Source organism: Streptomyces sp. NPDC086549, from assembly GCF_044746205.1.
Lineage (GTDB): Bacteria > Actinomycetota > Actinomycetes > Streptomycetales > Streptomycetaceae > Streptomyces.
In genome coordinates, this window is sequence record NZ_JBIVBS010000001.1 from 606,797 (window position 1) to 629,812 (window position 23,016).

Annotated in this window: 23 protein-coding genes; 12 read left to right on the forward strand and 11 right to left on the reverse strand. The window is 69.7% G+C overall.

The window, feature by feature from the left end:
• Positions 1 to 3: 3 nt before the first annotated feature.
• From ACIPSA_RS02840 to ACIPSA_RS02865, 6 genes are all read right to left on the reverse strand, one after another.
• A complete protein-coding gene (locus ACIPSA_RS02840) occupies positions 4 to 744 on the reverse strand; it encodes a Tellurium resistance (protein ID WP_402628092.1) in 741 nt (246 codons plus the stop codon).
• 140 nt (positions 745 to 884) lie between these two features.
• Complete coding sequence (locus ACIPSA_RS02845) at positions 885 to 2,033, reverse strand: DUF475 domain-containing protein (protein ID WP_402628094.1); 1,149 nt, start codon at positions 2,031 to 2,033, stop codon at positions 885 to 887.
• Between the two features lie 163 nt (positions 2,034 to 2,196).
• A complete protein-coding gene (locus ACIPSA_RS02850; protein WP_402628096.1) occupies positions 2,197 to 2,772 on the reverse strand; it encodes a TerD family protein in 576 nt (191 codons plus the stop codon).
• A 104-nt stretch (positions 2,773 to 2,876) separates the two neighbouring features.
• Entirely contained in the window at positions 2,877 to 3,452 is a 576-nt protein-coding gene (locus ACIPSA_RS02855) for a TerD family protein (protein WP_402628097.1), read from the reverse strand.
• 114 nt (positions 3,453 to 3,566) lie between these two features.
• Positions 3,567 to 4,025 (reverse strand): peroxiredoxin, encoded by a 459-nt coding sequence (locus tag ACIPSA_RS02860; protein WP_402628098.1) that lies wholly within the window; start codon positions 4,023 to 4,025, stop codon positions 3,567 to 3,569.
• 236 nt (positions 4,026 to 4,261) lie between these two features.
• Complete coding sequence (locus tag ACIPSA_RS02865) at positions 4,262 to 4,699, reverse strand: DUF3052 domain-containing protein (RefSeq protein ID WP_402628100.1); 438 nt, start codon at positions 4,697 to 4,699, stop codon at positions 4,262 to 4,264.
• A gap of 462 nt (positions 4,700 to 5,161) precedes the next feature.
• On the opposite strand from ACIPSA_RS02865, the gene aceE reads away from it, so the two are divergent.
• The 4 genes from aceE (at position 5,162) to ACIPSA_RS02885 (ending at position 11,229) form a co-directional block, all read left to right on the forward strand.
• A complete protein-coding gene (gene aceE, locus ACIPSA_RS02870; RefSeq protein WP_402628102.1) occupies positions 5,162 to 7,909 on the forward strand; it encodes a pyruvate dehydrogenase (acetyl-transferring), homodimeric type in 2,748 nt (915 codons plus the stop codon).
• A gap of 81 nt (positions 7,910 to 7,990) precedes the next feature.
• Entirely contained in the window at positions 7,991 to 8,755 is a 765-nt protein-coding gene (locus ACIPSA_RS02875; RefSeq protein ID WP_402628104.1) for a potassium channel family protein, read from the forward strand.
• A 338-nt stretch (positions 8,756 to 9,093) separates the two neighbouring features.
• Complete coding sequence (locus ACIPSA_RS02880; protein WP_402628106.1) at positions 9,094 to 10,311, forward strand: alpha/beta hydrolase; 1,218 nt, start codon at positions 9,094 to 9,096, stop codon at positions 10,309 to 10,311.
• A gap of 66 nt (positions 10,312 to 10,377) precedes the next feature.
• Positions 10,378 to 11,229 carry a DUF4429 domain-containing protein gene (locus ACIPSA_RS02885; protein WP_402628108.1) on the forward strand — a complete coding sequence of 284 codons (852 nt, stop codon included), beginning with the start codon at positions 10,378 to 10,380 and terminating at the stop codon, positions 11,227 to 11,229.
• A gap of 111 nt (positions 11,230 to 11,340) precedes the next feature.
• Here the strand turns inward: ACIPSA_RS02885 and ACIPSA_RS02890 are convergent, their stop codons facing one another.
• Positions 11,341 to 11,805: a MerR family transcriptional regulator gene (locus tag ACIPSA_RS02890; protein WP_402628110.1), complete on the reverse strand. Its 465-nt coding sequence runs from the start codon at positions 11,803 to 11,805 to the stop codon at positions 11,341 to 11,343.
• Between the two features lie 232 nt (positions 11,806 to 12,037).
• Here ACIPSA_RS02890 and ACIPSA_RS02895 point away from each other — a divergent pair, with 232 nt between their 5' ends.
• Positions 12,038 to 12,859, forward strand: a complete 822-nt coding sequence (locus ACIPSA_RS02895) for a serine hydrolase domain-containing protein (protein WP_402628112.1) — start codon at positions 12,038 to 12,040, stop codon at positions 12,857 to 12,859.
• Positions 12,860 to 12,983: 124 nt separating this feature from the next.
• On the opposite strand, the gene ACIPSA_RS02900 is transcribed toward ACIPSA_RS02895, so the two are convergent.
• Positions 12,984 to 13,640, reverse strand: coding sequence for a pirin family protein (locus ACIPSA_RS02900; protein WP_402629450.1), 657 nt, complete (start codon positions 13,638 to 13,640; stop codon positions 12,984 to 12,986).
• A 72-nt stretch (positions 13,641 to 13,712) separates the two neighbouring features.
• On the opposite strand from ACIPSA_RS02900, the gene ACIPSA_RS02905 reads away from it, so the two are divergent.
• The 5 genes from ACIPSA_RS02905 (at position 13,713) to fabF (ending at position 18,728) form a co-directional block, all read left to right on the forward strand.
• Complete coding sequence (locus tag ACIPSA_RS02905) at positions 13,713 to 14,918, forward strand: PucR family transcriptional regulator (protein WP_402628114.1); 1,206 nt, start codon at positions 13,713 to 13,715, stop codon at positions 14,916 to 14,918.
• An 89-nt stretch (positions 14,919 to 15,007) separates the two neighbouring features.
• On the forward strand, positions 15,008 to 15,952 hold the full coding sequence (locus ACIPSA_RS02910; protein ID WP_402628115.1) for an ACP S-malonyltransferase: 945 nt from the start codon (positions 15,008 to 15,010) through the stop codon (positions 15,950 to 15,952).
• Between the two features lie 22 nt (positions 15,953 to 15,974).
• On the forward strand, positions 15,975 to 17,006 hold the full coding sequence (locus tag ACIPSA_RS02915) for a ketoacyl-ACP synthase III (RefSeq protein WP_402628117.1): 1,032 nt from the start codon (positions 15,975 to 15,977) through the stop codon (positions 17,004 to 17,006).
• A 103-nt stretch (positions 17,007 to 17,109) separates the two neighbouring features.
• Entirely contained in the window at positions 17,110 to 17,358 is a 249-nt protein-coding gene (locus ACIPSA_RS02920; protein WP_015660680.1) for an acyl carrier protein, read from the forward strand.
• Positions 17,359 to 17,465: 107 nt separating this feature from the next.
• A complete protein-coding gene (fabF, locus tag ACIPSA_RS02925) occupies positions 17,466 to 18,728 on the forward strand; it encodes a beta-ketoacyl-ACP synthase II (protein ID WP_402628118.1) in 1,263 nt (420 codons plus the stop codon).
• Between the two features lie 66 nt (positions 18,729 to 18,794).
• On the opposite strand, the gene ACIPSA_RS02930 is transcribed toward fabF, so the two are convergent.
• The gene (locus ACIPSA_RS02930; protein WP_402628120.1) at positions 18,795 to 19,289 is read right to left on the reverse strand and encodes a DUF3145 domain-containing protein; all 495 of its coding nucleotides are present in this window, start codon (positions 19,287 to 19,289) and stop codon (positions 18,795 to 18,797) included.
• Positions 19,290 to 19,544: 255 nt separating this feature from the next.
• On the opposite strand from ACIPSA_RS02930, the gene ACIPSA_RS02935 reads away from it, so the two are divergent.
• Both ACIPSA_RS02935 and ACIPSA_RS02940 read left to right on the forward strand, forming a co-directional pair.
• Entirely contained in the window at positions 19,545 to 20,438 is an 894-nt protein-coding gene (locus ACIPSA_RS02935) for an SGNH/GDSL hydrolase family protein (RefSeq protein WP_402628122.1), read from the forward strand.
• A gap of 10 nt (positions 20,439 to 20,448) precedes the next feature.
• Positions 20,449 to 21,423, forward strand: a complete 975-nt coding sequence (locus tag ACIPSA_RS02940; protein ID WP_402628123.1) for an aldose epimerase family protein — start codon at positions 20,449 to 20,451, stop codon at positions 21,421 to 21,423.
• A 15-nt stretch (positions 21,424 to 21,438) separates the two neighbouring features.
• Here the strand turns inward: ACIPSA_RS02940 and ACIPSA_RS02945 are convergent, their stop codons facing one another.
• Both ACIPSA_RS02945 and ACIPSA_RS02950 read right to left on the reverse strand, forming a co-directional pair.
• Positions 21,439 to 22,332: a hypothetical protein gene (locus ACIPSA_RS02945; RefSeq protein ID WP_402628124.1), complete on the reverse strand. Its 894-nt coding sequence runs from the start codon at positions 22,330 to 22,332 to the stop codon at positions 21,439 to 21,441.
• Positions 22,333 to 22,605: 273 nt separating this feature from the next.
• The gene (locus ACIPSA_RS02950; RefSeq protein ID WP_402628125.1) at positions 22,606 to 22,944 is read right to left on the reverse strand and encodes a YrdB family protein; all 339 of its coding nucleotides are present in this window, start codon (positions 22,942 to 22,944) and stop codon (positions 22,606 to 22,608) included.
• Positions 22,945 to 23,016 lie beyond the last annotated feature (72 nt).

Here is a 23,016-nt window from a genome sequence, read left to right on the forward strand (position 1 = left end):
CGGTCACTCCACCGCGCTCTTGGTCTTGTAGCCCCGCCCCCACTGCAGCCCCCACCCGTACAGCCGGTCCAGCTCGCCCTGGAACCCGTAGACGAACTTCACCTCGCGGCGGACGACCAGTTCGCCCTTGACGTTCTCGATCATCACGACGGCACAGGAGCGGGCCTGGGGGTGACGTTCGTCGAGGCCGATCTCGATACGGGGGCCGTTGCTGGGGTAGAGCGTGACGATGGCGTGGGTACGGTCGAAGGCCGGGGTCTGGTCGTAGATGTAGACGAAGATCAGCAGCCGCTTGATGTCGTCCCGGTGGTCCAGGTTGACGTAGATCGTCTCGCCGGATCCCGAGCCGAACCGGTCGTCGCCGCTGAGCTTGACGTACGGCGGCGCGTTGACGTCCCCCAGATAGCCGCCGAGCGGCTGCACCACGCCCTTGGTGCCGTCCGCGAGCTCGTACAGGCAGCCCAGGTCGAGGTCGACGTTGACCATGCTCTGACCGTGCCCGAGCACCTCCGGCGGCCTGAGCGCCTTGAAGGGGTGCCGGAACAGACTGGTGCGCTGTTCACCGCCTATGTCGGACGACCGCATCCGCCAGGTCAGGTTGATGCGCAGGTGCCCGGTGGCCGCGTCCTGCTTGGTCAGGGACACCTGCTGGTGCCGCCTGATGAGCTCGATGGAGTTGGTCGCGGCGCTGCCCGAGTCGAAGTCGGCAGCACGTCCGCCCAGCAGCCCGTCGAAGAAACCCATTCCCGCCCCCACGTAGTGACCTACGTACCCCTGACACAGAACCGCGGGGCGGCCGCCGTCGGCCGCCCCGCTGTGAGCGTTCCTCACCCGGAAGGTGATCACACCTGGCGAGTGAGGCGCCCCCTGATGTGAACCGGGCCCTAGATGCGGGCCGACACCTCAGTCTTCTCGTCCGAGTCCGCCGCTTTTCCCTCGGACTCGGCCAGCGCGCGGTTGCGGCGGACGGAGGACCAGAAGGACCAGGCGATCAGGACGACGCCGACGAGGCCCGTGATGACCTCGTTGATCTCGTACTGGATGGTGACCATGAGGATCACGGCCAGTGCGCCGATCGCGTAGTGGGCGCCGTGCTCCAGGTAGACGTAGTCGTCGAGGGTGCCCTGGCGGACCAGGTAGACGGTGAGCGATCGGACGTACATCGCGCCGATGCCCAGGCCCAGCGCCATCAGGACGATGTCGTTGGTGATGGCGAAGGCGCCGATCACGCCGTCGAAGGAGAAGGACGCGTCCAGGACCTCCAGGTAGAGGAACATGAAGAACGCGGCCTGGCCGGCCAGCAGGATCGCCGGCTTCTTCTTGCCGGTGCGCTCGGCCTCTTCCTCCTCCTCGTGCTCCCGCTCCTCGTCGGCCTCCAGCCGGTCCTCGAAGTAGCCGGAGAGACCGCCGACGATCATGTACGTGATCAGACCGGCGATGCCGGCGATCAGCACCGTCTGGGCCTTGTCCACGTGCGCGCCGCCGTGCTGGTGGGCGTGGGTGGCGAAGGTGAAGGAGGTGATCAGCAGGACGATCAGGGCGATGCAGACCGACAGCATGTCGACCTTGCCGAGCTTGGCCAGCGGCCGCTCGATCCAGCGCAGCCACTGGATGTCCCGGTCCTCGAAGATGAAGTCGAGGAAGATCATCAACAGGAACATGCCACCGAAGGCGGCGATCGCCGGATGGGCGTCGGTCACCAGCTGCTGGTAGCGGTCCTTGTTGTTGAGAGCGAGGTCGACGGCCTCGATGGGGCCCATCTTCGCGGTGATGGCGACGATCACGACAGGGAAGACCAGCCGCATGCCGAAGACCGCGATGAGCACACCGACCGTGAGGAAGATCTTCTGCCAGAAGGCGTTCATCTTCTTCAGGATTCCGGCGTTGACCACCGCATTGTCGAAGGACAGCGAGATCTCCAGGATGGAGAGGATCGCCACGATGCCGAGGGCCTCCCACCCCCCGTAGAAGACCGCCGCGACCAGGCCGACCGCGGTAATCGCGAACGACCAGCCGAAGGTTTTCAGAAGCACTGGCTACCCAATCCGTGTCTTGTACGGGTTTCCCCCGCGCCGTACTCGGCTTTACTCACTGTTGACCCCGAAGTGTAGGGCCTGCCCCTCAAGCCGGGCCAGGAGGGGCATCCAGCCAGGAAACGCACAGGTACGAGAAGACGCGGCGACCCGCCGGGGCCGGCTACGAGACGTTGACCCCGAAGTCCATGGCGATGCCCCTCAGTCCGGACGCGTACCCCTGGCCCACCGCCCGGAACTTCCATTCGCCGCCGTAGCGGTAGAGCTCGCCGAAGATCATGGCCGTTTCGGTGGAGGCGTCCTCACTCAGGTCGTAGCGCGCGAGCTCCTGGCCGTCGGCCTGGTTGGCGACCCGGATGAACGCGTTGGAGACCTGGCCGAAGGTCTGGCCGCGCTCGTCCGCCATATGGATCGAGACCGGGAAGATGATCTTGTCGCAGATGTCCGGGACCTTCTGCAGGTCGACCAGAATCGATTCGTCGTCGCCCTCGCCCTCACCGGTGAGGTTGTCACCGGTGTGCTCCACCGAGCCGTCCGGGCTCTTGAGCTGGTTGTAGAAGACGAACCACTCGTCACCGAGGACACGCTGGCCCTGGCACAGCAGCGCGCTGGCGTCGAGGTCGAAGGGTGCTCCGGTGGTGGAGCGCGCGTCCCAGCCGAGCCCGATCAACACGTTCGTGAGGTTCGGTGCGGCCTTGGACAGGGAGACGTTGCCCCCCTTGGCGAGCGTGACGCCCATGATGCTGGTCCTCCCCTAGGTGGTGCTTCTTCGGTTGTCCTGCGCGTCCGGCGCCGACCGTAAACGGTGCGGCGCCGGACGATGAGAGGGTCGGTCGGCCCGGCTCAGACGTTGACGCCGAAGTCCTGCGCGATGCCGCGCAGGCCCGAGGCGTACCCCTGGCCGATGGCGCGGAACTTCCACTCCGCGCCGTGCCGGTACAGCTCACCGAAGACCATGGCGGTCTCCGTCGAGGCGTCCTCGCTCAGGTCGTACCGAGCGATCTCGGCGCCGCCGGCCTGGTTGGCGACGCGGATGAACGCGTTGCGCACCTGGCCGAAGGACTGCTGGCGGTTCTCGGCGTCGTAGATCGAGACCGGGAAGACGATCTTGTCGACGTCGGCCGGGACACCGGCCAGATTGACCTTGATCTGCTCGTCGTCGCCCTCACCCTCACCGGTGATGTTGTCGCCGGTGTGTTCGACGGAGCCGTCAGGGCTCTTGAGGTTGTTGAAGAAGACGAAGTGCGCGTCGCTGACGACCTTCCCGGAGGTGTTCAGCAGCAGTGCGCTGGCGTCCAGGTCGAAGTCGGTGCCGGTCGTGGTGCGGACGTCCCACCCCAGACCGACGATGACGGCGGTCAGGCCGGGGGCCTCCTTCGACAGCGATACGTTGCCGCCCTTGCTGAGGCTGACTCCCACGAGTCCTCCATGTGGTGTCCAGGGGCGGGGAGCCCCGTCGTGCGTCGGATACCGGATCAACGAATCGATCCTAGTGACGGGTTCCCGCCCCCCGCAGGCCCTGGACCCGAAGAATCACAGGGTGTCGAGCGCCTTCACGTACTCGTTCAGGTCGCGCGCGTCCGGCAGGCCGTTGACCACGGTCCACCGCACGACGCCTTCCTTGTCGATGATGAAGGTCCCGCGGACGGCGCAACCCTTGTCCTCGTCGAAGACGCCGTAGGCGCGCGAAATGTTGCCGTGCGGCCAGAAGTCGCTCAGCAGCGGGTACTCCAGGCCCTCCTGCTCGGCGAAGACGCGCAGGGTGTGGATGGAGTCGTTGGAGACGGCGAGCAGCTGGGTGCCGCGGGCCGAGAACTGCGGCAGGTTGTCACGCAGCTCGCACAGCTCGCCGGTGCACACGCCGGTGAAGGCGAACGGGTAGAAGAGCAGCACCACGTTCTGCTCGCCGCGGAAGTCGGAGAGCTTCACGGTGCGGCCGTGGTTGTCCTTGAGCTCGAAGTCGGGCGCTTTGTCGCCGACCTGGATCGCCATCGTCCTGCATCCCTTCGGTGGGGCTGTTCGGGTGGCACCACCCTACGCAGCCGTCACCGAGGCGCAGTGGCGGCCGGGCTGAGCTTTCGGCTCAGCCCGGCTCAAACCGGCTCGCCCGGGGGATCCCCCTGCTCGAAGAGCCTGGAGAAATTCAGGACGAGGTCGTTCAGGCCGATACGGGGGCCTGGGGGCGCTGCCCCCAGAGGCGGCCACCGCGGCCGACGGTCACTGCTTGATCAGCGCTTGGACTTCGCGGCCTTCGGCGTCACCAGACGCGAGCCGCTCCAGTCCTTGCCCACGCTGACGCTCTTGGAGGCCGACAGCCCTGCCGTCACGGCGGCTTCCGAGATGTCGCTCGGCTCGACGTACCCGTCACGGCCTGTCTTCGGAGTGAGGAGCAGGATCGACCCGCCCTCCTCGATGTAGGTGGTGGCGTCCACCAGCACATCCGTCAGGTCGCCGTCGTCGTCGCGGAACCAGAGCACCACGGCGTCGGCAACGTCGTCGTACTCCTCGTCCACGAGTTCGCTGCCGATGACTTCCTCGATGGACTCGCGGAGCTCCTGGTCGACGTCGTCGTCGTAGCCGATCTCCTGGACCACCTGCTCGGGCTGGAACCCCAGCCTGACGGCAGGGCTCGTCCGCTCCTCCGCGTGGTCCGCGGTCGCGCTCACGGGTTGCCTCCTGATCATGTCTTGGTGAGTATCTCAGCCACGCGCGTACGCGAAGCATTGGCCGTAGTCCACACGGGCGGGGCGGATCGCGCAAGTACCCGGCCGTTTAGACCGCCGAAACAGTGACGATCCCGGCCGTGTCGTCGCAACTCCTGGCACCCCTCCCAAACCCAGGGTGACCTACACCACACCCTTCTGCCCGATTTGCCCGTCCGGGAACCCTCCGAGGATCACCCAGGAGTGCGGAACTCGAACACCTTTGCCAATCGCGTCACACGCTGGGCGTATCGTTGCGTTTTGGCCGGAGCCGCCCGAGTACGGCTTGAGGGAGACCGTACGGACATCTCGGTTACCCCACGGTAGAGATGACGTACGCGCCCCCGAGGTACACGATGGGGGACGGCGCTGGCACAAGGAAAACGCCCCAGCAGAAAAGCGGCCCTCTGACAGGTAAGGAACAGCGTGGCTTCCGGATCCGATCGCAATCCGATCATCATTGGCGGCCTTCCGAGTCAGGTTCCTGACTTCGATCCCGAAGAGACCCAGGAGTGGCTCGACTCCCTCGACGCCGCCGTCGACGAGCGCGGTCGGGAGCGGGCCCGCTATCTGATGCTCCGCCTGATCGAGCGGGCCCGCGAGAAGCGCGTGGCCGTGCCCGAGATGCGCAGCACGGACTACGTCAACACGATCGCGACCAAGGACGAGCCGTTCTTCCCCGGCAACGAGGAGATCGAGCGCAGGATCCTGAACGCGACCCGCTGGAACGCGGCCGTGATGGTCTCCCGCGCACAGCGCCCCGGCATCGGCGTCGGCGGCCACATCGCCACGTTCGCCTCCTCCGCCTCGCTCTACGACGTGGGCTTCAACCACTTCTTCCGCGGCAAGGACGAGGGCGACGGCGGCGACCAGGTCTTCTTCCAGGGACACGCCTCGCCGGGCATCTACGCCCGCGCGTACATGCTCGACCGGCTCACCGAGACGCAGCTGGACGGCTTCCGCCAGGAGAAGTCGAAGTCCCCGAACGGACTCTCCAGCTACCCCCACCCGCGCTCCATGCCGGACTTCTGGGAGTTCCCGACGGTGTCCATGGGCCTCGGCCCGCTGGGCGCGATCTACCAGGCCCGGATGAACCGCTACATGGAGGCGCGCGACATCGCGGACACCTCCAAGTCGCACGTGTGGGCGTTCCTCGGCGACGGCGAGATGGACGAGGTGGAGTCGCTCGGCCAGCTGACCATCGCCGCGCGCGAGGGCCTGGACAACCTGACCTTCGTGGTCAACTGCAACCTGCAGCGCCTGGACGGCCCGGTGCGCGGCAACGGAAAGATCATCCAGGAGCTGGAGTCGGTCTTCCGCGGCGCCGGCTGGAACGTGATCAAGCTGGTCTGGGACCGCAGCTGGGACCCGCTGCTCGCCCAGGACCGCGACGGCGTGCTGGTCAACAAGATGAACACGACGCCGGACGGCCAGTTCCAGACGTACGCGACCGAGTCCGGCGCGTACATCCGCGACCACTTCTTCGGTGACGACCACCGGCTGCGCGCCATGGTCGAGCACATGACCGACGACCAGATCCTGCACCTGGGCCGTGGCGGCCACGACCACCGGAAGATCTTCGCGGCGTTCTCGGCGGCCAAGGCGCACAAGGGCCAGCCGACGGTGATCCTCGCCAAGACGATCAAGGGCTGGACCCTGGGCCCGAACTTCGAGGGCCGCAACGCCACGCACCAGATGAAGAAGCTGACGGTCGCCGACCTCAAGGGCTTCCGCGACCGCCTGCACCTGCCGATCTCCGACAAGGAGCTGGAGTCCGGCGTGCCGCCGTACTACCACCCGGGCCGGAACTCGGAGGAGATCCAGTACATGCACGACCGGCGCAAGGGGCTCGGCGGGTACGTCCCGACGCGTGTCGTGCGCTCCGAGCCGCTCACGCTTCCGGACGACAAGACGTACGCGACCGTGAAGAAGGGCACGGGCCAGCAGTCCATCGCCACGACGATGGCCTTTGTCCGTCTCCTCAAGGACCTCATGCGGGACAAGGAGATCGGCAAGCGGTTCGTGCTGATCGCACCGGACGAGTACCGCACGTTCGGCATGGACTCCTTCTTCCCGAGCGCGAAGATCTACAACCCGCTCGGCCAGCAGTACGAGGCGGTGGACCGGGACCTGCTCCTGGCCTACAAGGAGTCGCCGACCGGCCAGATGCTGCACGACGGCATCTCGGAGGCCGGCTGCACGGCGTCCCTGATCGCGGCCGGCTCGGCCTACGCGACGCACGGCCAGCCGCTGATCCCGGTGTACGTCTTCTACTCGATGTTCGGTTTCCAGCGAACGGGTGACCAGTTCTGGCAGATGGCCGACCAGCTGGCGCGCGGTTTCGTCCTCGGCGCGACCGCCGGTCGTACGACCCTGACCGGTGAGGGTCTGCAGCACGCGGACGGCCACTCACAGCTGCTCGCCTCGACGAACCCCGCCTGTGTCGCCTACGACCCGGCGTACTCGTACGAGATCGCGCACATCGTCCAGGACGGCCTGCGCCGTATGTACGGCAGCGACGCTGAGCACCCGCACGGCGAGGACGTCTTCTACTACCTCACCGTCTACAACGAGCCCATCCAGCACCCGGCCGAGCCGGCGGACGTGGACGTGGAGGGCATCCTCAAGGGTGTCCACCGGATCAGCGCGGGCACGGCGGGCACCCTCCCCGCCCAGATCATGGCGTCCGGTGTCGCGGTGCCGTGGGCGATCGAGGCGCAGAAGATCCTCGCCGAGGAGTGGGGCGTACGGGCGGACGTCTGGTCGGCGACCTCCTGGAACGAACTGCGGCGCGAGGCCGTGGAGTGCGAGCGGCACAACCTGCTGCACCCGGAGGAGGAGCAGCGGGTCCCGTACGTCACGCGCAAGCTGAGCGGTTCCCAGGGTCCGTTCGTGGCCGTGTCCGACTGGATGCGATCGGTTCCGGACCAGATCGCGCGGTGGGTGCCGGGGACGTACCAGTCCCTCGGTGCGGACGGCTTCGGCTTCGCGGACACGCGTGGCGCGGCTCGCCGCTTCTTCCACATCGACGCGCAGTCGATCGTGGTGACGGTGCTCACCGAGCTGGCCCGGGAGGGCAAGGTCGACCGCTCGGTGCTGAAGCAGGCCATCGACCGCTACCAGTTGCTGGACGTGTCGGCGGCGGACCCGGGAGCGGCCGGGGGCGACGCGTAGCGGCTCGAGCGGCTCTTGAGCGGCTGAAGGGCGGTGGGGCTCGTTGCCCCACCGCCCTTGTGTTTTCCCTACGATGCGGACATGGAGGAACAATCGGCGCAGGCACGTTGGGAGCGACACACCCAACGGCCCCTGCTGGCGCTCGCGGTGGCCTTCGCCGTCGCCTATGCCGTGCCGATCGTGGACAGTTCGGCGGGGCACTCCCTGACGGCCGTGTGCACGGTGGTGGAGTGGGTGGTGTGGGCGGCCTTCGCCACGGACTATCTGATGCGGCTGGCGCTCGTGCGCCGGCGCAAGGAGTTCGTACGGACGCACTGGCTGGACCTGTGCGCGGTGGTGCTGCCGATCCTCCAGCCGCTGCGGCTGCTGCGGCTCGTCTCGACGCTGCTGCTGGTGCAGCGGAGGGCGCGGATGGCCTCGCAGATCCGGCTGACGACGTATGTCGCGGGGGCGGTGGTCGGACTGCTGATGTTCGGGTCCCTGGCCGTGCTCTCGGTGGAACGGGAGTCGCCGAACGGGAACATCCGGACGCTGGGTGACGCGGTGTGGTGGTCGTTCACGACGATGACGACCGTCGGGTACGGGGACCATGCGCCGACCACCGGACTGGGGCGGATGATCGCGGTCGGGCTGATGCTGTCCGGGATCGCGCTGCTGGGTGTGGTGACCGCGAACATCGCCGCGTGGTTCATCTCCCGGTTCGAGATGGACGACGTGGAGGAACGGCGCCAGACGGAGGCGATCGAGTCCCTCACGGAGGAGGTACGGGCGCTTCGGGCGGAGGTGGCCGCGCTCGCTGCGTTGGCTTCGGCTCGGGAGCGGGTGGGGGAAGAACAGCCGGGCTGACCGGAGGCCGGCGCGCTGCCCCCCTCCGGCAGCGCGCCGCGGCTCCAGTTCCCCCGTGCCCTGCGGAGGACTTGACCCAATGTGACCTGCGGCACGTACCGGAGGCGAGGGATCTTTAGCGCAGTCATCCTGATAGGCGAACTCCGCCCGGATCCGGTTTCAGGGCTCGTCTCGGATGTGGCCCACGCGAGGTGATCATCCGCGAACTCACCGGTGCGCGGGCCGAGGCCGGCCGGGGCCGACCGAGACCGACTGAGGCCAGCATCACGCCTGTTGAAACGTGATACCTGTCACTCGGTTACCCCGAGACCCTCCCGTTCTCCTAGTGTGTCCTCCCAGTGACTTCCTTCGAAAACCCCCCGCAACTCAACGTCTGGCGCGCGCTGCTCGCTCTGGGCGTGGTGTTCGTGATGCTCGCGACCACCGGTTGGACCGCGCTGCGCACGCACCCGGAGAGGACCCCTCTCCAGGCCTCGCTCACGAAGTGGGAGCACGGCCGTGTCCACGGCCACCACCTGCCGGACCCGGACGCGTCGCCCGCCCGGCTCGCCCGTTTCTTCGCCTCGCTCACCGCGCAGGAGAGCGACCGCCTCGCGCACCGCTACCCGCTCGCGGTCGGCAACATGAACGGCGCGCCCGTCGACCTGCGCTACCGCGCCAACCGCATCGCCCTGAAACAGGCGATCAAGGTCGAGAAGAAGCGCATGCACGACAGCCGGCTCAGCCCGGCCGGGCAGCAGCAGGCGGGCCTCCGTATGCACCGCTACGAGGCGCTGATGGCGAAGGGCCGTCACATCCTCGCCTTCGACCCCGAGGGCACCGGCCGGGTCGCCGAGGTGTTCGGGGACCTGGACAAGGCCGAGCGGATCTCCGTCGTCGTCCCCGGCGTCGACACCGATCTGCTCACCTTCCAGAAGACGTACCGCAAGTACTCGGCTACGGCCGGCATGGCCGAGGCCCTGTACGCGGCCGAGCGCACGGCGAGCCCCACGACCCGTACGGCCGTGATCGCCTGGGCCGACTACACCGCGCCCGACGGGCTCGGCGTGGACGCGGCCACGGCGATGCGCGCCGAGGACGGCGCCGTACGCCTGAACGCCATGCTGCGCGGCCTCCCCGGCACGGCGCCCGTCTCGATGTTCTGCCACAGCTACGGCTCCGTGGTCTGCGGCGTCGCCGCGCACGCGATGCCGGACCGGGTGGCCGACATAGCCGTGGCGGCCAGCCCCGGCATGCGGGTCACCAAGGCCTCGCACCTGGGCACGTCGGCCCGGGTGTGGGCGATGCGGGACGCCAGCGACTGGGTCCAGGACGTCCCGTACCTGGAGGTCGGCGGGCTCGGGCACGGCGCCGACCCGGTGTCCGAAGCGTTCGGCTCGCGCGTGCTGTCGGCGCGGGACGCCCAGGGACACAGCGGATATTTCGAGCCGGGCACCGACAGTCTGCGGAACTTCGCGGACATCGGGGTTGGCGCGTACCGCGCGGTGACGTGCGCGCACGAGGACACGGTGTGCCGGGCGGGTCTGTCCGACGCGACGACGGGCGGACGCGCGTAGAGGCGCAGGAATTGCGGTCTGCGCGGGGATGGGACGGAAGAGCCCGTGCCGCATACGATGAGCCGCATGGGTGACGTACTGGCCGGATTTCATGCCGCCTGGGAGTTCGAGTCCGACTCCGTGTTCATCCGTTACGAACGGGGGATTCGAACACCGAAGTTGTTCCAGGCACTGGGTGAACGGCGCGTACCGCTCGCGGCGCTCTCGGGCGTGACCCTCACCCCCGGCAAGCGCGGCACCGTCGTCCTGCGGGCCGAGCCCCGCCCCGGCGCGGACCCGCTGATGGAGGCGGCGGCCGGGCAGCTGAAGGAGGGCAGCGACCCCTACCGTCTGGTCCTGCCCGCCGAGCGCGAGACCCTCGCCGAGTACTACGCCGACGAACTGCGCGACCGGCTCACCGAGTCCGGCCCCGCGGAACGCCACCTGGTCCCCGCGCCCGAGGCCCCCAGGCACTTCAAGGCGTACGACGGCAAGGCGTCCTTCGACGGGACCTCCGTGCACTTCCGGTGGTCCTGGACGGGCGCCTCCTCGGCGAAGTGGAAGGCCGGCGACCAGAGCTTCCGGGTCGGCGACCTGAGCGGGGTCGAGTGGCGCTCCCCCGAGGTCTTCGAGGGCCATCTGCGGCTCCTGCGCCACGACGCGTCCGCCGAGCGGCCCGCCCAGCCGGACCAGGATCCGGCGACGGTCGTCTTCGGCCTCGGCTACGGCCCCGTCCACGAGTCGCTCCCCTTCGCGGCCGCCGTCCTCGCGGCGGTGCGGGCGCGCGGGCCGGTGGCGGCGGTCACGGCCGCGCCGGGGCGCCGCGACCCCGCCGACATCGCCGAGCGGATCCGCCGGCTCGGGGAGCTGCACCGGGCCGGGCTGGTGACGGACGAGGAGTTCTCGACGAAGAAGGCCGAGCTGCTGGCGGAGCTGTAGGGCCTGTCCGGCGGATCATGCCGCAGACGCGGGGTCTGGCACGCCCATCTGGGCTGATACGGCGCCGCTACTTTCCTGCGACTTGATCCGCCGGACAGGCCCTAGCCGTCGCTACACGGTCCGTCCGTCCGCGTAGAAGCTGATCTTCCGGTCGAGTACGGCGAGTGTGTCGCGGAGTTCGGCGATCCGCGCCAGCACGTCCCTGCGGGTCGACTCCAGGAGTTCCTGCCGCTCGGCGTACGTGGTCTCCCCCTCGCGCACCAGCTCCGCGTACCGGACCATGTCCGCGACGGGCATGCCGGTCAGCCGCAGCTTGGTCACGAAGTCCAGCCAGTCCAGGTCGCGGTTGGTGTAGCGGCGCTGGCCGGTGTGCGAGCGGTCGATATGGGACATCAGGCCGATCCGTTCGTACCAGCGCAGGGTGTGGGCGGTGAGGCCGGTGAAGGCGACGACCTCGCTGATCGTGTAATGGTCCCGGCCGTCCGGACGCGGGTGCCGCCGGGGTGGGGCGGCGCAGATGTCCACGGGGGTCGGGGCTTGCTCGGTGGCCACGGGCGAGGTCTGCATCACCGTCATGGTGCCCACGCTATGGCCTTCGAGTGCACTCCAGGCAAGCGGAACCCGGTAAGAAACCCACGGGACGGACCTGGGGCGCGGTCGTCAGCGTGCGGGACACGAATCTCCCACCGCGTCCCCGAAGCTCGGCTGCTGCACGACTCAAGCAGACGGGCACTTGGGTCCGGTCGAGCGGCAGCAGTTCCGGACCCCTTGATGGAGCCGAGGCTCTGAGCCGCTTAGGCTCGACGGCATGTCGTCGAAGAGCCTCACGCTGATCGAGAACTGGCCCGTTCCCACCGCCGCGGCGGGTGTCGTACGGGCCGACGGCACGGTCCTGGGTACCCATGGTCCGGCCGGGCACCGCTTCCCGCTGGCCTCGGTCACCAAGCCGCTCGCGGCGTACGCGGCGCTCGTCGCGTACGAGGAGGGGGCGGTCGAGCTCGACGAGCCGGCCGGGCCGCCCGGGTCGACGGTCCGTCATCTGCTCGCCCACACCTCCGGGCTGGCCTTCGACGAGCACCGGGTGACCGCACCTCCCGGGGAGCGGCGGCTGTACTCCAACGCCGGGTTCGAGCAGCTCGGGGACCACATCGCCAAGGCGACGGACATTCCCTTCGCGGAGTACCTGCGGCAGGCGGTGCTGGAGCCTCTGGGCATGGCCTCGACCTCATTGGAGGGCTCGCCCGCGAAGGACGGTGTCTCGACGGTCGGGGATCTGCTGCGGTTCGCTGCCGAGGTGCAGGCGCCGCGGCTGCTGGATCCGCGTACGGTCGCGGAGGCGATGACCGTGCAGTACCCGGGGACCAAGGGCGTCCTGCCGGGATACGGGCACCAGAACCCGAACGACTGGGGGCTGGGCTTCGAGATCCGCGACTCCAAGTCGCCGCACTGGACCGGTTCTTCGTCCTCGCCCCGAACTTTCGGGCATTTCGGACAGTCCGGTACGTTTCTGTGGATCGACCCCGATGCGGGGGTGGCGTGCGCCGCTTTGGCCGACCGGGCCTTCGCGCCCTGGGCGATCGAGGCGTGGCCGGTGTTCACGGACGCGGTGCTGGCGGAGTTGCGGGGCTGACGTCTGCCGGGGCTGGGCGGGGATGGGGACGCTCGCCCTCGCCGGCGGGGTGCCGCTGCGCCCACCCGTGCCGCCTGGGGGTCCCCCTGCTCGAAGAGCTTGGGGGAGGCACGACTGCCCGCAGCTATGCGGCTGCCATCTCCCAGATCAGCAGCTCCGCCTCCGTCACCCCCACCGCCTCCACGCTCTTCGCGTCCGTGATCCGCGCCGAGTCCCCCGGCCCCAGCTCCTCCCCGTCCAGCCGGATCTCGCCGCGCACCACGTGGACGTACACGTACGCCGCGTCCGGCACCGCCGTGCGCTCCTTGGGCGCCAGGCGCCGTACGTGGAGCATCGCGCCGGCCTCGGGGACGGCGTAGGGGGTGGAGTCGGCGATGCCGTGGACGATCTCGTAGGCCGGGTCGCCACCCGGAGCCAGGAGGGTCAGCCACATCTGGACGAAGGCCAGGGGGGCGTCCCCGTCGTTGCGCTCGATGTGGCGGACGCCACCCGCCGAGCTCAGGCGCTGGACGTCTCCGGGACGGACCAGCGTCTCGTGACCCTGCGAGTCGCGGTGCGTCAGCTCGCCCTCGACCACCCACGTGACGATCTCGGTGTGGCTGTGCGGGTGCTCGTCGAAGCCTGCGCCGGGGGCGAGCCGCTCCTCGTTGCAGGCGATGACCGCGCCGAAGCGGAGGTTGCCGGGGTCGTAGTGCGGGCCGAAGGAGAAGGCGTGGCGGGAGTCGATCCCGGCCTCGGGGTCTCCTCCGCGGTAGCGCTCCGCGGCGCGCCGTACGTCCATCACGGGACCACCGTAGACCTCGGTCATGACCCGGCGGCGCACGCTCCCGTCCGGATAAGGCAGTCTTGTCCCGTGCCCGAACCCGAAACCCGCAAACCCGAACACGTAACGCACGACGTCCATGCGCACTCCGCGACCCTGAAGCGGCTGGAGAAGTCGTCCGGCAGTCTCGCCGCGCAGGCCATCGCACGCATGGACGAGACACTGCCGTGGTATCGGGCCATGCCTCCGGAGAACCGTTCCTGGATCGGGCTCGTGGCCCAGGCGGGCATCGCCGCCTTCACCGAGTGGTTCCGGCACCCGGACGCCCCACAGGCCATCTCCACGGACGTCTTCGGGACCGCGCCGCGCGAGCTGACCAGGGCCATCACGCTGCGGCAGACCGTGGAGATGGTGCGGACCACCATCGAGGTCATGGAGAGCGCGATCGACGAGGTCGCGGCGCCCGGCGACGAGAGGCTGCTGCGCGAGGCGCTGCTCGTGTACGCGCGGGAGATCGCCTTCGCGACCGCCCAGGTGTACGCCCAGGCCGCCGAGGCACGCGGTGCCTGGGACGCGCGGCTGGAGTCGCTCGTCGTCAACGCCGTGCTCAGCGGCGAGGCCGACGAGGGGGCCGTCAGCCGCGCCGCCGCCCTCGGGTGGAACTCGCCGGACCACGTGTGCGTCGTGCTGGGGACCGCGCCGGAAGGTGACTCCGAGCTCACGGTGGAGGCCATCCGGCGGGCCGCCCGGCACGCCAAGCTCCAGGTGCTCACCGGAGTGCTCGGGGACCGGCTCGTCGTCATCGCGGGCGGCAACGACAATCCGCTCGCCGTCGCCAAGTCGCTGATCGGACCGTACGCCGCCGGACCGGTGGTCGCGGGACCCGTCGTACCCGATCTGCTGGCCGCGACCCGGTCCGCGCAGGCCGCGGCCGCGGGCCTGAAAGCCTGTTCGGCCTGGCAGGACGCGCCCCGGCCGGTGCTGGCGGACGATCTGCTTCCGGAGCGTGCCATCGCGGGAGATCCGAGTGCCCGCGAGGAGCTGGTGGAGGAGATCTACAGACCACTGGAGGAAGCGGGTTCGGCGCTTCTGGAAACCTTGAGCGTCTATCTGGAGCAGGCGAGCAGCTTGGAGGGTGCGGCGCGGATGCTCTTCGTTCACCCGAACACCGTGCGCTACCGGCTCCGACGTGTGACTGACGTCACCGGCTGGTCGCCATCCGATGTACGATCCGCGTTCACGCTGCGGATCGCGCTGATCCTGGGACGTCTGGCCGATGGAGATGCCCAACCCTAGGTTTTTGTCGGGGCTCCACAAAACCGCTTCTCGTTCTTCGTCCCTGTCCCCACGGGCGGCCTTGGCCGTCCCCAAGAGAGAGTGTGAGAGTGCTCGTACTCGTCGCTCCCGGCCAGGGCGCCCAGACGCCCGGCTTCCTGACTCCCTGGCTCGACCTCCCCGGTGCCACCGACCGCGTCGCCGCCTGGTCGGACGCCATCGGACTGGACCTCATCCACTACGGCACCCAGGCCGACGCGGACGCCATCCGTGACACGGCGGTGGCTCAGCCGCTGCTGGTCGCCGCCGGGATCCTGTCCGCCACGGCACTCGGTGACATCCAGCCGGGCGCGGTCGCGGGCCACAGCGTCGGCGAGTTCACCGCGGCCGCCTTCGCGGGCGTCCTGAACGACACCGCCGCACTGGGTCTCGTACGCAAGCGCGGTCTGGCCATGGCCGAGGCCGCGTCGATCACCGAGACCGGTATGGCGGCGCTCCTGGGCGGCGACCCCGAGGTGTCCGTCAAGCACCTGGAGAAGCTGGGCCTGACCCCGGCGAACATCAACGGCGCGGGCCAGATCGTGGCCGCGGGCACGCTGGAGCAGCTCGCCGCGCTGAACGAGGACAAGCCCGAGGGCGTCCGCAAGGTCGTCCCGCTGAAGGTCGCCGGCGCCTTCCACACGCACCACATGGCCCCCGCGGTCGAGACGCTGGCCAAGGCCGCCGCCGCGCTCACGCCCGCCGACCCGAAGATCACCTACGTCTCCAACAAGGACGGCCAGACGGTCGCCGGCGGTGCCGAGGTGCTCAAGCGCCTGGTCGGCCAGGTCGCCAACCCGGTCCGCTGGGACCTGTGCATGGAGACGTTCAAGCAGCTCGGCGTCACCGCGCTCATCGAGGTGTGCCCCGGTGGCACACTGACCGGCCTGGCCAAGCGCGCCCTGCCGGGCGTCAAGACGCTGGCGCTGAAGACCCCTGCCGACCTCGACGCGGCCCGCGAGCTCGTCTCCGCCGTGTCCGATCCTGCTGCCGACGCAGCGGGCGCCGACGCCTGACGCCTAAGGAGCCGTACCGATCATGTCGAAGATCAAGCCCAGCAAGGGCGCCCCGTACGCGCGCATCCTCGGCGTCGGCGGCTACCGGCCGACCCGGGTGGTGCCGAACGAGGTGATCCTCGAGACGATCGACTCGTCCGACGAGTGGATCCGTTCGCGCTCGGGCATCGAGACCCGGCACTGGGCCGGCCCCGAGGAGACCGTCGCGGCGATGGCGATCGAGGCCTCCGGCAAGGCGATCGCCGACGCGGGCATCTCCGCCGAGCAGATCGGCGCCGTGGTCGTCTCGACCGTCTCGCACTTCAGCCAGACCCCGGCCGTGGCGACCGAGATCGCGGACAAACTGGGCACGGACAAGGCCGCCGCCTTCGACATCTCGGCGGGCTGCGCCGGCTTCGGCTACGGGCTGACCCTGGCCAAGGGCATGATCGTCGAGGGGTCCGCCGAGCACGTACTCGTCATCGGTGTCGAGCGGCTGTCCGACCTGACCGACCTGGAGGACCGCGCAACGGCCTTCCTGTTCGGCGACGGCGCCGGCGCGGTCGTGGTCGGCCCCTCGCAGGAGCCGGGGATCGGCCCGACCGTCTGGGGCTCCGAGGGCGACAAGTCCGAGACCATCAAGCAGACGGTTCCCTGGGACCGTTTCAGGAGCGGCGAACTCGCCGGACTCCCCCTGGACAGCGAGGGCAACGTCAAGTTCCCCGCGATCACGCAGGAGGGCCAGGCGGTCTTCCGCTGGGCCGTGTTCGAGATGGCGAAGGTCGCGCAGCAGGCGCTGGACGCGGCCGGGATCACCTCGGACGACCTGGACGTCTTCATCCCGCACCAGGCCAACGTGCGGATCATCGACTCGATGGTGAAGACCCTCAAACTGCCGGAGCACGTCACGGTCGCCCGTGACATCCGCACCACCGGCAACACCTCGGCCGCCTCGATCCCGCTCGCAATGGAGCGGCTCCTGGCGACCGGCGAGGCGAAGAGCGGCGACACCGCGCTCGTCATCGGATTCGGGGCGGGTCTCGTCTACGCCGCCACGGTCGTTACCCTCCCCTAGGCACTCCGTGCCGGATCATGCGATCCGAGGCGGAAGCCGCACACACCTGCCGCTCACGCGGCAGGCGTCAAACTGTCTGGATATCTAAGAAGGAGCGCCTGACATGGCCGCCACTCAGGAAGAGATCGTCGCCGGTCTCGCCGACATCGTGAACGAGATCGCCGGCATCCCGGTTGAGGACGTCCAGCTGGACAAGTCCTTCACCGACGACCTGGACGTCGACTCGCTGTCCATGGTCGAGGTCGTCGTTGCCGCCGAAGAGCGCTTCGACGTCAAGATCCCGGACGAGGACGTCAAGAACCTGAAGACCGTCGGTGACGCCACCGACTACATCCTCAAGCACCAGGCCTGAGTCACCGCTCGAGCCTGAGGCTGCAAGGCCCCGCCACCCGGCGGTGGCGCCGTAGTCCCCGCTGACGCGGGGGTAGTCCTCCCGTATCCGTTGGAGAAAGAATTCCCGTGAGCCCGACCAATCGCACCGTGGTCGTCACCGGTATCGGCGCAACCACACCGCTGGGTGGCGACGCAGCTTCGTTCTGGGAGGCCCTGGTCGCCGGCAAGTCCGGCGTCCGCCTCCTGGAGCAGGAGTGGGCGGCCGAGCTGCCGGTCCGTATCGCCGCGCAGATCGCCGTCGAACCGGGCGAGATCCTCCCCCGCCCGCAGGCCCGCAAGCTGGACCGCTCCGCGCAGTTCGCGCTGATCGCCGCTCAGGAGGCCTGGAAGGACGCCGGTTTCACCGCCAAGGCCGGTGAGGACGCGTCCGTGAACCCCGACCGGCTTGGTGCGGTCATCGCCTCCGGCATCGGCGGCGTGACGACGCTCCTCGACCAGTACGACGTCCTCAAGGACAAGGGCGTACGCCGTGTCTCCCCGCACACCGTGCCGATGCTGATGCCCAACTCCCCGGCGGCCAACGTCGGTATCGAGCTGGGTGCCCGTGCCGGTGTGCACACCCCCGTCTCCGCCTGCGCCTCCGGCGCCGAGGCCATCGGCTACGCGATCGAGATGATCCGCACCGGCCGCGCCGACGTCGTCGTCGCGGGTGGCACGGAGGCGGCCATCCACCCCCTGCCGATCGTCGCGTTCGGCAACATGATGGCGATGTCCAAGAACAACGACGACCCCGAGGGCGCGTCCCGTCCCTACGACTCCGGCCGCGACGGCTTCGTGATGGGCGAGGGCGCCGGCGTGATCGTCCTGGAGTCCGAGGAACACGCGAAGGCCCGCGGTGCCCGGATCTACGCCGAGGCCGTCGGCCAGGGCATCTCGTCCGACGGTCACCACATCACGCAGCCCGAGCCGTCCGGCAACGGCATCGCGCACGCGTTGCAGAACCTGCTCGACAACACCGACCTCAAGCCGGCCGAGATCGTGCACGTGAACGCGCACGCCACCTCGACCCCGCAGGGTGACGTCGCCGAGATCAAGGCCCTGCGCAAGGTGTTCGGCGACGACGTCGACCACATGGCGATCTCCGCGACCAAGTCGATGACCGGCCACCTGCTCGGCGGCGCCGGCGGCATCGAGACCGTGGCGTCGATCCTCGCCCTGGTCAACCGGACCGCCCCGCCGACCATCAACCTCGACGACCTCGACCCCGACGTCAACGCGGACGTGGTCCGCGGCGAGCCGCGTCAGCTGCCCGAGGGCCGTATCGCCGCGCTGAACGACTCGTTCGGCTTCGGCGGGCACAACGTGGTGCTGGCGTTCCGGACGATCTGAGCGGTACCTGCACGTGAATGAAGGGGCCCCCACCGACTGGTGGGGGCCCCTTCGCGTGCTTTCGTCTCAGACGACCTGGTGCAGCCAGCGGACCGGGGCGCCCTCACCGGCGTACCTGAACGGCTCCAGTTCGTCGTCCCACGGCTTCCCCAGGAGCCTGGACAGCTCGGCCTCCAGATCCGTCTCACCGCGCTGGCTGCGGACCAGGGCCGCGCGCAGACGGTCCTCCGGGATGAGGATGTCGCCGTGTATGCCGGTGACGGCGTGGAAGATGCCCAGTTCGGGGGTGCAGCTGTAGCGCTCCCCCTCGGCGGTGGGGCAGGGCTCGGCGGTGACCTCGAACCTGAGGAGGTGCCAGCCGCGCAGCGCGGACGCCAGCTTGGAGGCCGTGCCGGCCTCGCCCTTCCAGGAGAACTCCGAACGCCAGGTGCCGGGTGCCGCGGGCTGCCGGATCCAGTCGAGGTTGACGCGTGTGCCGAGCACCCCGGCGACGGCCCATTCGACGTGCGGGCACAGCGCGCGCGGAGCGGAGTGCACGTACAGAACTCCACGTGTCGTCACCGGAACCTCCGGGCAGAGCGGGACATCTTGCGGACTGGCGGGCGGCAGTGGCGCGACGGCCGCGTTGATGGCGAGGCTACCGTGCGGCGGCGCAAGGAGTGTGACGTACCGTCGGTCCCGGTGCCAGGAAACTCCGCCATTCACCCAGGGGGACGCTTGTACGGGTGTGAGGCGTTCCATGCCACCCGCCGGGAACCCTCGCGCGTTGTCATGGGTTGGGCACCATGACGGCACGACGAGGGGATGGACCAGGGCATGCGAAACCGACGCCGGCGCTCACGGGCCGTCATCGCCGTCGTGCTGGCGGCCGTTCTGGGCGCCGCCGGCTGCGATGCCATGGGTGACGACTCCCCCGCGCCGGGCGTCACGAAGGCGCGGGCCACCCGGGCGGCCCCGGTGTGGGACCGCACCCCCTCCTCGATCGCCGCCGTCGGCGACTCCATCACCCGCGGCTTCGACGCGTGCACGGTCCTGTCGGACTGCCCCGAGGTGTCCTGGGCGACCGGCACCAGCACCCAGGTCGACAGCCTGGCGGTACGGCTGCTGGGGCGGACGAAGGCGGCCGAGAACAGCTGGAACTACGCGGTGACCGGGGCGCGGATGGCCGACCTGCCCGGCCAGATGGCACACGCGGTCGCCCGTAGGCCGCAATTGGTGACGGTGATGGCGGGGGCCAACGACGCCTGCCGGGCCACGGCCTCGGCGATGACCCCGGTGGACGACTTCCGCGCCCAGTTCGAGGAGGCCATGAGCACGCTGCGCGAGGCGCTGCCGAAGGCGCAGGTGTACGTGGCGAGCGTGCCGAACCTGAAGCGGCTGTGGTCGCAGGGCCGTACGAACCCGCTGGGCAAGCAGGTGTGGAAGCTCGGCATCTGCCCGTCGATGCTGAGCGACGCGGACGACCTGGCCGCGGCGGCCACCCTGCGCCGGGACAGGGTGCAGCAGCGGGTGGAGGCCTACAACAAGGTGCTGGAGGAGGTCTGTGCGAAGGACCGCCGGTGCCGCTTCGACGGGGGCGCCGTCTTCGACTACGAGTTCGGCACCGACCAGCTGAGTCACTGGGACTGGTTCCACCCGAGCACGGACGGCCAGGCGCGGCTCGCCGCCATCGCGTACCGGCGAGTCACGGCCGACGAACCCGTGGCCTAGGGTTTCCCACATGAGCGAACTTTTCGGCACACTTTCCGACGGCACTCCGGTCCACCGCTGGACGCTGGAGCGCGCCGGAGTGCGGGTGCGGATCCTGACGTACGGCGGGATCGTGCAGTCCGTCGAGGTCCCGGACCGGGACCGGCGGACGGCGAACGTCGTGCTGGGGTTCGCCGGCCTCGACGGCTATCTGGCGCACCCGGAGCCGTACTTCGGCGCCCTGGTCGGCCGGTACGCGAACCGGATCGGGGGTGCCCGCTTCCCCCTGGACGGGCTCACCTACGCCCTCGCCGCGAACGACGGGCGCAACTCCCTGCACGGCGGTGAGCGCGGCTTCGACAAGCGGGTCTGGGAGGCGGAGCCGGTCGAGCACGGTGTGCGGCTCACCCGGGTCAGCCCGCACGGCGAGGAGGGCTTCCCGGGCCGGCTGGAGGTCTCCGCGACATACACGCTCGACGCTTCCGGCGCGCTGCGGATCGCCTACGAGGCGGTGACGGACGCGCCGACCCTGGTGAACCTGACCAACCACAGCTATTTCAACCTGGGCGGCTCGGGCAACGCGGGCGGCCACGAGCTCCGGCTCGACGCCTCCCGGTTCACCCCGGTCGACGCGGACCTGATCCCGACCGGCGAGCTGCGGGACGTGACGGACTCGCGCCTCGACTTCCGCACGGCACGCAAGGTCGGCGCCGGGTACGACCACAACTTCGTTCTCGACAAGGGCGAGAGCGAAGCGCCCGGGGAGGTCGCCGAGCTGTACGACCCGGCGTCCGGGCGGCTGCTGACGATCGCGACCACCGAGCCCGGCATCCAGGTCTACACGGCGGACCACCTGGGCGCCCCCTTCGCGCCGGGCGACGGCATCGCCCTGGAGACCCAGCACTTCCCCGACTCCCCGAACCGCCCGGAGTTCCCGACCGCGCAGCTGCGGCCGGGCCGGGTGTACCGCTCGGAGACGGTGTACGCCTTCGGCGTGCGGGACTGACGGGACCTGCGGGGGCTAGGCGCTCTCCCCGCGCATCCGCTTGGCGGCCCGGCCCAGCAGGGCCATCGCGCCCGCGCAGATCAGCAGCGCCGAGCCGCCGATCGCGATCGGGAGGAGCTCCCTGCCCTTGATGCCCTCGCCGGTCACCGTGGTGGCCAGCACGAAGATGATCGAGTACAGGCTCCGGCCGACCCTGGCGCCGGCCGGGATCACCTGGAGCAGCTGCGGGATCGTGGTCGCGGCGGCGACGCCCATGCCGAAGGGGATGCACGCGCCGAGCATCAGTGCGCCGAAGCCGAGGGAGTTGCCGTACGCGCCCCACCCGGCTCCCTTGTACAGCAGGTAGCCCGCGGCGCCGAAGGAGAGCAGGACGAGCAGGCCGTTGACGTAGGCGGCCTGCGTGGCGGCCTTGCGGGCGCCGGGCAGGTGCGCGGCCGGGGAGCGCCAGGCGTCCGGGGTGATGAGCCTCAGCTGCCGTTTGAGGGCCTGCATCTGCGTCAGGGCGAGGACGCCGACGGCCACGAGGACCAGCCCGACGGCGGTACCGGCGAAGCCGGCCGGGCCGTGCGTGATGCCGTAGTGGGCGCCGCCGAAGGTCAGCGGGACCCCGAGCACGAAGCCGTACGCGAGGAACTTGGCCTTCTGCTGGATCTTCACCACCAGGTCGCGCTGACCGGGGGTGAGGTTCGGATCGAGCCGCATCCGCCCCTCGCCGAGGCTCTGCTGGGGCGGCTGGGGCTGGGGCGGGTAGGGCTGCTGGGGCGGGTAGGGCTGGTACGGCTGGGCGTACGGGCCCTGTTGGGCGTACGGATCCGGCTGCCCCTGCTGCAGGTGGGGCAGCTGGGGCGGATACGGCTGATAGGGCTGCTGCGGGCCGTACGGCCCCGGCTGCTGCTGACCTGGATACATGGTTTCTCTCCCCCGTACCGGCGTGTTCCGGTGTCTCGCGGCCCGGGAGTCTGCCACATAGGTCTCTGAAGTCACGAGCCCCGGCCCAGGGGTCAGGTCCCGGACCGGGGCTGCTCAAGGGGAGACTCGTCCCGGATCAGACGTTAGTCGTGGCGGAGAGACGACGGCCGGCGATCGGGCGGCCGGCCGGGATCTCGTACGAACCCTTCACAAACACCCACGAGTCGTCCCAGATTTCGAAGGAGCGACCTCGACCGGGCCGAGGATCAGGCGTCACTGCCGCCAGCCGACCGCCAGCGCCTTGCTGACCGCGCAGACGAGCGCGAAGGCGATCCCCCAGTCCACGGCACCGGCGGCGAACAGGGCGAGCGTCCCGGCCCCGAACCACAGCAGTTCGAAGGCGACGCGGCCCGCTCCGCGCGTCTTGTGCGACGCCTTCGGCGCCCCGAACCGCGCCCACAGAACGATGAGCACGGCGGGCGCGGCGAGGCCGAGCAGCCACTGCACCGGGGTGGCCACGTCACGGGTGAAGCCCCAGTGGGCGGCGGCCGCGAGGACGCCGAGTTCGATCAGGAACAGGACGCCCAGGTTCACGGCCTTGGCTGTCTTCATGCGCGGCAGTATCACCCGTGTCCGGGCACCGCCGCCACGAGACCGCGCGGCCGTCCCGCGCGCCGTGGCGTA